This is a genomic window from Haloferula sp. A504 (assembly GCF_044385805.1).
Taxonomy (GTDB): Bacteria; Verrucomicrobiota; Verrucomicrobiia; order Verrucomicrobiales; family Akkermansiaceae; genus Haloferula.
Window position 1 is genome coordinate 45,918 of sequence record NZ_JBISBU010000037.1, and the last position, 7,789, is coordinate 53,706.

Below are 7,789 nucleotides of genomic sequence, written 5' to 3' on the forward strand. Positions count from 1 at the left end.
TTCCCATGCCCTCGGAATCGACGGACGGCAAGCATGGAGCGCCGATCTCCGAATCGGCATTGTGACGGTCCGGATCAGGGAGGAACCGCCAAGACGCCAAGACGCCAAGAACGCCAAGGCCCGGGCTCCGCAGGAAACGAGAGGACCGCGCGACGCTGTCGCGCATCGTAGAGCTTGTTAGCCCGCCAAACCGTCATCGGGACGCATCAGCATCCAGGACCTCTGCTGTCAGCGATATCTCGTTCTCGGCGTCTCCACCGACCGGGATCTTGACCTTGTCGAGAGCGGTGATCGCCGACGAGATTTCGACACCACGGTCGGGTGAGGTGATCACAAAGTTCACGTCGACGAGCCAACCTCCTGCGCCCACATTGGGGGCGACTTCGACTCGCGGCAGGTTGGAGCCCTCGGCTCCAAACCTGATGTCGGACTTCTCGCCGGAACGGCCAACAATGGTGGCGAGCCATTTCCTGCTTTCAAAGCTTAGTTCGACGAGTCTCGGGGGTTCGCAACCACCACTGCAGATCACTTCGACGAGGTCATGGTTGATGGGTGTATTGATATGCAACAGCCGACCACCATGGGGGTCCAACCCCGCAATTGCGAGCGGGTCGTCGAATTTCACCCCGTTCATTTCCAAAGCCGGACCCGCATCGAGATACCCGGGTCGGACAAGATTATTCAACTCATCCGGGATGACCAAGGGGCGGTGGTCAATGGTGGGGCTTCCGATTCGCCTCAGGAGGTCTTTGGGTACATCCCAGACTCTCGCGGAAAGGTGGTCATCGATCTTCTTCCCATCGAGGTGCCGGTCATCGATTCGTGGTCGTGGTTCGACCTTGTTCTTGATCTCCTGTGTTTGAACTCCGTCGACCGGCAAGCCCCACGCCATCATCACGTCGGTGGTTGCCCGGAGCGTGAAGTCGACGCCTTCGGAAGTCCAACTCGCGACTCTGACGGGTGCTCCCCGCTTGAGCGTGAGGGCGGTATTGATCGTGCAACGATTTTGTGGTGTGTCGAACGCCACCAACAGGTTGAGGTCGATCCATTCCATGCAGGAGGACAGGTTTGGTGCCACATGGGCGGTGGCACCTCGAATCGAAGCACTCGCCTTTTCTCCGGAGCGGCAGGGGATGTCGAGCCTCTGCCATGCCTCGCCTTGGATGATCTCGAAGGTGGTGACTACCTGCTTCGGGAGCCCGGCAAGGTCGACGGCCTGCTCGACGTAGGCCAATTGCATTGGGTTTCCCCGCGCGACGATCATCTGCGATCGGGCGTTCCAGACCACAAAGCCGTCTTCAAATAGGATTTTCTCGATCTTCTTCGTCGTCGTTTGGACAGGCGCGAAGGGATCGAAGTCCGCGTCAGTCGCATCCGGCGGGACCTCGACTTCGACCTGGATCGCATTCGAGAGATCCCAGATAGCGTCGCCCTTCTCAAAGTAGGATGATTCGTCCGGCACTCCCTCCATGCGGGTCACCTCAAAATTCCGCAGACCACCATCGATCACCAGGTCGACGGGAACCCTCCAGCCGACGGTCTCGGTGCCCCAAGCAAAGGCGGAGAGAAGCAGTCCCAGCCAGATGTGAACTGTGCGCTTCATTGCGGATTAGCGTGTGACGGCCTTGATGGTGCCGGTAAGTTGGATTGGTAGCGATTCTCCAGCCTGGGCTTGGGATGCGATTTCGTGTGTCTGGCCGCTTGAGATTGTGATGGCTGAGTCCAACTGCAGACCGTTCTCCAAATTGAGCATGTAGCTCACATCCATGATCCGATCACTGGATCCGATGCTGGGGCTGACCCGAAGTAGCTCCCGAGACTTCCCATTTCGTGATCGGAATATGCTTACCTGTCGTCCGCTAGGGCATTGAAGTTTGGAGTTCCACGAAGAGCTTTGGAAAGAAAGCTCGGCGACCGTGCTTGGGGTCCTATCCGTCTTCAAGATTTCCTCAATGAAATCGAGCGATTGCTCGGAATCAACGATTCTGAGTATGTATTGATCGGGTTGGAAACCAGCGACCTCGACCGAAGGTAGCCCCAGCAGCGCTAGCGACTCCCTCACGTCGAGCCAGCGGCTTCCGGGAAAGACGGTCGCATCCTTTTCGTAATCCAGATCTGGGAGATCGGTTTCGTCCCAGTCCATTCTGTCGATGAGGATTCCGGGCAGAGGGAAAGTCTGCGCGAAGAGGTCGCCGACGAGTGGCATCCGTGGCGGGCGTTCGGTGGAGTCATCATCGATCCACCTCAAGCCGGCTGGTGTTTCAAGTTGTCGGAGACGTGTCACGGGTGTGCCGTCGAGCGCGATGACATTGGCTCCGGCACGGACTTCCCAACGCCCCTCTTTGTCTTCCCAAATTGCCAGCGAACGAGGGCTTCCGCATGGCAAGCTTGTGCAGGCCAATACCACAGACTCGGTCCACGCTTCTCCTCGCGTCCAGGCCGCCGTCATTTCGAGATAGGCCGGACGATTTCCGCTCAATCCGTCTGGTTTCGGGAAGTGGGCAGTCCCTTGAATATCGATGCTGTGGTCTCGGAGCGACCATGACACCCCACTGCGAGTCAAGATGGACACCTTGCGAGGCTCATCGGATCCGTCGTGAATCTCGACACCAACTTTGACGAGCTTGGGGAGAGACTCGAGGTCGATGAGTCGGGTGATTCTCTCGAGTTGGCTCCAAGAGCCCCGCCCGACCAGCTTTCTGGAACGAGCGTTCCACACCAGCCAGTCAGCATCGACAACTTGCTCTTTTCTGGGTGCTGGGGGAGCAAACGGATCGAAGTGACCGTTGGTGTCGTCTTCGATTTCGATCGCCCCCGCGATGTTCCAGATCTCATCACCGGCAGCGAAGAAGTCCGACTTCGCAGGTGCTCCTTCGAGGCGTTGGCATGCCGGGTTCGCGGTGCCATTCGTGACCACATGGTCCAGCGGAACCTTCCACGCCATGGTGTGGGAGCCGAAGGCGGAAACCGCCAGCAGAAGCCAGAGGATGAAGGCCTTTCTCACTCCGGCATGTTGCACCTCCGTGGACGGACCTGCAAGGATGGGAGGCGGGGCGCCCTCGCCCCGCAGCGCGAGGAGCTGAACCGATGGATCGGATGATGCCCGGGGGACGGGCCTAAAGGATTGTGGGCCGGGGGCGGCCCACCTCCGATGCGCGACAGCGTCGCGCGGGCCCGGGAAGATGCCGATTCGGAGATCGGCGGTCCTTCCCTTACGGATTCAGCTTGGCCAGCGACTTGGCGAGGAACTTGCCGTCCTTGCGGACGAGCTTGCCGTCGAAGTACATCTCGCCGCCGCCGTAGTCCTTGCGCTGGATGTTCACCAGGTCCCAGTGGACCTGCGAGCGGTTGCCGTTGTCGGCATCCTCGTAGGCCTGGCCGGGGGTGAAGTGGAAGGAGCCGCCGATCTTCTCGTCGAAGAGGATGTCGCGCATCGGGTGCCTGATCTCCTTGTTGTAGCCGATCGCGAACTCGCCGATGTAGCGCGCGCCCTTGTCGGCATCGAGGATCCTGTTGAGTTCGCGGGTCTTGCCGGGGGACTCCGCCTTGACGATTTTTCCCTTCTCGAAGGTGAGCTTCACCGAGTCGAAGGGGATGCCCTGATAGATGCTCGGGGCGTTGTAGGTGATCACGCCCTCGACGCTGTCGATCACCGGCGAGGTGAAGACCTCGCCGTCGGGGATGTTGTAGTTGCCGGCGGAAACCAGGGTCGGGATGTCCTTGATCGAAAAACGCAGGTCGGTGCCGGGCCCCTTGATCTCGACCAGGTCGGTCTTGTCCATCATCCGCTTCAGCGCATTGGCGGCCGGGACCAGGCTCTTGTAGTCGACGAGGCAGACCTTGAAGTAGAAATCCTCGAAGGCCTCGGTGCTCATGCCGGCCTGCTGGGCCATCGACGGCGTGGGCCAGCGCAGCACGCACCACTTGGTCTTCTTCACCCGCCAGTCGAGCACGGGGCGCAGGTGCTTCATCGCCAGGCTCATGTCCTTCGCCGGGACGTCGCTGTTCTCGGCGATGTTGTCGCTGCCGCGGATCGCGATGTAGGCGTCCATACCCTTCATTTCGGATAGGAGGTTCTTGGCAATCAGCTTGTACTGCTCGTCGCTGGCACCCTTGAACATCTCGCGGGTCAGGCGGGAGTGGTTCACCCGCAGCACCGGGATGGCACCTTTCTTCCGGGTGGCCCGGATGAGCGCGAGCCCGATCGAGTCGGGCACGTCCTGGAGGTCGATGAGGATCTTCTCGCCCTTCTTCAGGGCAACCGAGTAGCCGATGAGCGATTTCGCCAATTCGTCGATGCGCGGGTCGTGCATGGCCGAGGCGTAGCCTCGGAAGTTCCAAGGTCCAAGTGCCAAGTTCCAAAGTGGGCGGGTGAGCTTTCTAGAATGGGGTTGCAGGATGGATGGGATGGGACGGATGGAGGATATGGATTCCCCGGGCGAGTCTGCATCAGGTCTTGGAACTTGGAACTTCTCACTTGGAACTTCGCAGCCGTAGGCTGCGGCCATGCGGCTCGGGATTCTTGGATCGGGATCGGGATCGAACATGCAGGCGATCCTGGATGCGATCGATGCCGGTACTCTCGATGCCGAGATCGTGCTGGTGCTTTCCGACCGTCCCGACGCCTACATCCTTGAAAGGGCCCGGGAGCGGGGAATCGCAACGGGTTTGATCGATTGCCGCGGCTTCCGGACCAAGTTTCCCGATGAGGCGCAGGCGGAGACGGCGAAGGCGCTGCAGCAGGCGGGGGTCGACCTGATCTGCCTGGCGGGGTTCCTGCGGCTGGTGAAGCAACCGCTGCTCGAGGCCTTTCCCAACCGCATTCTCAACATCCACCCCGCGCTGCTTCCGGCATTTCCGGGCCTCGACGCGTGGGTCCAGGCGCTCGAGGCCGGCGTTTCGGAAACCGGGTGCACGGTGCACTACGTCGATGCCGGGATGGACACCGGGCCGGCGATCCTGCAGGCGAAGGTGCCGGTCCTGCCGGACGACACGCCGGAGTCCCTCCACGCCCGCATCCAGGAGCAGGAGCACCGGATCTATCCGGAGGCGATCCGTCTGGTCCAAGAATCCCTTTCCACTGCGAGTTAGATCCCCTGATGAAATCCCTTGATCCGCTTCGTTCGCGCCTCACCGCCACCGTGCTCGGCGCCGAGGGGGCGGCGGACCTGTTGATGATCGCCCTGCTGGCCCGCGGCCACGTGCTCATCGAGGGGCCGCCCGGCATCGGCAAGACCTCGCTGGCGCACACGCTCGCGAGTTCGATCGGCGGCAGCTTCAAGCGGGTCCAGTTCACGCCCGACCTGCTGCCCGCGGATCTGCTCGGCTACTCGCTCTACCGGATGGACCGTGGCGATTTCGAATTCGTCCCGGGTCCGGTCTTCGCCCACTGCCTGCTGGCCGATGAGATCAACCGCACCTCGCCGCGGGTCCAGAGTGCGCTGCTCGAGTGCATGAACGAGCACCAGGTTTCGCTCGAGGGGGTGACGCGTCCGCTGCCCGAGCCCTTCCTGGTGATCGCGACGCAGAACGACGGCGACCCTCACGGCACCTTCCCGCTGCCGGAGCCGCAGCTCGACCGCTTCCTGCTCTCGATCCGGATGGAGCTGCCCGATCCCGGAATCCAGCGCCGGATTCTCCTCGGACACGCCTCGGGCGAGATCGACGGCAATGGCTCGCACGATGCGCTGGTCCATCCCGAGGATGTGCTCGCCCTGCAGCAACAGGCCCGGACGACGCCTCTGGGCGAGCCTCTGGCCGGTTACATCACGGATCTTTGCGAAAGCCTCCGAAGGCGGGCCGGGGCGGATCATGCCGTGTCGGTGCGGGCGTCGCTGGCGGTCATGCAGGCGGCCCGCGCGGCGGCCTTCATCGAGGAGGCGGGGGCGGTGCATCCGGACCACGTGCAGCAGGTCTTCCCCTCGGTCATGCGTCACCGGCTGGTGCCCGCGGATGCCTCCGATCCGGCACCGATGATCGCCGACGCGCTGGAGAACACGCCGGTGCCATAATCCTCGCGCGCCGTTTCATCCGTGCTAAGCCTCCGGTGTGAGAGCGCTCGACCTTCCGGAAACGCCGCGACTGGTGCTGTCCTTCGACTTTGATGGGACGCTGCACGATCCCGCCCAGTCGCCGCCGGTGGCCGATGCCTTCTTCGAGAAGATCGCCGCCCTGCGGGCCGGCGAGTCGGCGGTGTGGGGGATCAATACCGGCCGCTCGATGGAGCACGTGGTCGAGGGGCTCATCGAGAGCCGCTTTCCCTTCGCGCCCGACTGGGTGGTCGCCCGCGAGCGCGAGCTGTGGTTCCCGAATGCCGTCGGGCGCTGGGTCGGCGACGAGGAGTGGAACAAGCGCTGCGAGAAGGACCACAAGAAGTTCTTCCGCAAGGTCCGCCGCCTGATGAAGGCGATCCGCTCGGAGATCGAGGAACACACCGGTGCGCAGTGGGTCGAGCAGGCGGGTGACCCCGCCGGGTTGATCGCGCGCACCGAGGAGGAGATGGAGTGGATTGTCGGCAAGGTCCGGGAACTGGCGGCGGACGAGCCCCTGCTCAACTGGCAGCGCAACACGATCTACCTGCGCTTCGGGCACCGGAACTACCAGAAGGGCAGTAGCCTGGTGCGGGTGGCCGAGGGCTACGGCCTGGGGCCGGCCGACTGCTTCGCCATCGGCGACAGCCACAACGACTTCGAGATGCTCTCTCCCGGGGCGGCGGCTCGCATCGCCTGCCCGGCCAATGCCGTCCCCGAGATCCGCGCCCACGTCGAGGCGGTGGAGGGCTACGTCTGCCTCCAGAGCCACAGCCAGGCCTGCGTGGAGGCTCTGGAGCGGTTCTTCGGGAGTGGCGCTTTGCAAGCGCCATGACGGGGCGTGGCGGTCTCCCGACCGCGGGGGAAGATCTGTCTTGTCTGGATAGTGTTTATTTGCACACTAAAGGGATGTCTCCCAAATTCAACAACCCCCACGCTCCCAACTTCACGACCCACAACCGCCTGCCCCATTGGTGGCAGCAAGGTGCCACTTATTTCGTGACTTTCCGGCTCGCCGACTCGGTTCCACGGGACACGCTGCGGAGCCACGTCGCAGCGCGCCGCGCATTTGAAGCCAATCAGGGGCCACGCCCGTGGGCGTCGCCGGTCGAGCGCGACTATTACCGGCGGTTCTTCGGGAAGGTGGAGCATTGGCTCGATCAAGGAAGCGGGGAGTGTCTGTTGGGAGAGCCGGGGAATGCGGCCATCCTCCATGAGGCGCTGCATTTCCATGACGAGCAGCGCTACCGCCTCCATGCATGGGTGGTGATGCCCAACCATGTGCATGTGCTTTTCGAGACGCTCGGAGAGTGGACCCTGGCTCAGATCCTGAAGTCTTGGAAAGGTTTCACCGCCCGGCAGATCAATGAGCGCCTGGGTCGCACGGGGCCGCTGTGGCAACGGAGTTATTTCGACCGCATGATCCGCGACTGGCCTCACTTCGGGCGCTGTGTCCGTTACATTTTGCGCAACCCGGAGAAGGCCGGACTGGGCAAGGCCGGTTGTCCGTTGGGGACGAGCCGAGTGGCGGATCGGTTCCGGGAGAGTGGCAAGATCGCGAAGGGTCGATGATGCCGGATCGAATTTTCTGAGCGGCCGAAAAGGGAGGCATGCCTGATCGCGCGGCCTGGAGGCCGCCACGCCCCGGCATGGCTCCTGCAAGGAGCCACTCGTGCGCGTGCACATACATGAAACCAACCAGTGAGAGTCTGAGTCCTCCCGAGACGAGCAACGGGAGAGCAGCCGAAGGCAACTGCGTC

General features: G+C 62.6%; 7 protein-coding genes. 4 read left to right on the forward strand and 3 right to left on the reverse strand.

Going from position 1 to position 7,789, the window contains the following annotated elements:
* Positions 1-193: 193 nt before the first annotated feature.
* The 3 genes from ACG2LG_RS15995 to ACG2LG_RS16005 all read right to left on the reverse strand — a co-directional run bounded on the left by ACG2LG_RS15995 (position 194) and on the right by ACG2LG_RS16005 (position 4,313).
* The gene (locus ACG2LG_RS15995; RefSeq protein WP_396260638.1) at positions 194-1,480 is read right to left on the reverse strand and encodes a hypothetical protein; all 1,287 of its coding nucleotides are present in this window, start codon (positions 1,478-1,480) and stop codon (positions 194-196) included.
* A 129-nt stretch (positions 1,481-1,609) separates the two neighbouring features.
* Positions 1,610-3,004 carry a hypothetical protein gene (locus ACG2LG_RS16000; protein WP_396260640.1) on the reverse strand — a complete coding sequence of 465 codons (1,395 nt, stop codon included), beginning with the start codon at positions 3,002-3,004 and terminating at the stop codon, positions 1,610-1,612.
* A gap of 208 nt (positions 3,005-3,212) precedes the next feature.
* Entirely contained in the window at positions 3,213-4,313 is a 1,101-nt protein-coding gene (locus ACG2LG_RS16005; protein WP_396260642.1) for an aminopeptidase, read from the reverse strand.
* A 193-nt stretch (positions 4,314-4,506) separates the two neighbouring features.
* Between ACG2LG_RS16005 and purN the strand changes: the two genes are divergently transcribed.
* The 4 genes from purN to ACG2LG_RS16025 all read left to right on the forward strand — a co-directional run bounded on the left by purN (position 4,507) and on the right by ACG2LG_RS16025 (position 7,601).
* Complete coding sequence (purN, locus tag ACG2LG_RS16010; protein ID WP_396260644.1) at positions 4,507-5,091, forward strand: phosphoribosylglycinamide formyltransferase; 585 nt, start codon at positions 4,507-4,509, stop codon at positions 5,089-5,091.
* 8 nt (positions 5,092-5,099) lie between these two features.
* Positions 5,100-6,011, forward strand: coding sequence for an AAA family ATPase (locus tag ACG2LG_RS16015; protein ID WP_396260646.1), 912 nt, complete (start codon positions 5,100-5,102; stop codon positions 6,009-6,011).
* Between the two features lie 37 nt (positions 6,012-6,048).
* Complete coding sequence (locus tag ACG2LG_RS16020) at positions 6,049-6,864, forward strand: HAD hydrolase family protein (RefSeq protein WP_396260647.1); 816 nt, start codon at positions 6,049-6,051, stop codon at positions 6,862-6,864.
* Positions 6,865-6,938: 74 nt separating this feature from the next.
* Complete coding sequence (locus ACG2LG_RS16025) at positions 6,939-7,601, forward strand: transposase (RefSeq protein WP_396260649.1); 663 nt, start codon at positions 6,939-6,941, stop codon at positions 7,599-7,601.
* The last annotated feature ends 188 nt before the right edge of the window (positions 7,602-7,789 follow it).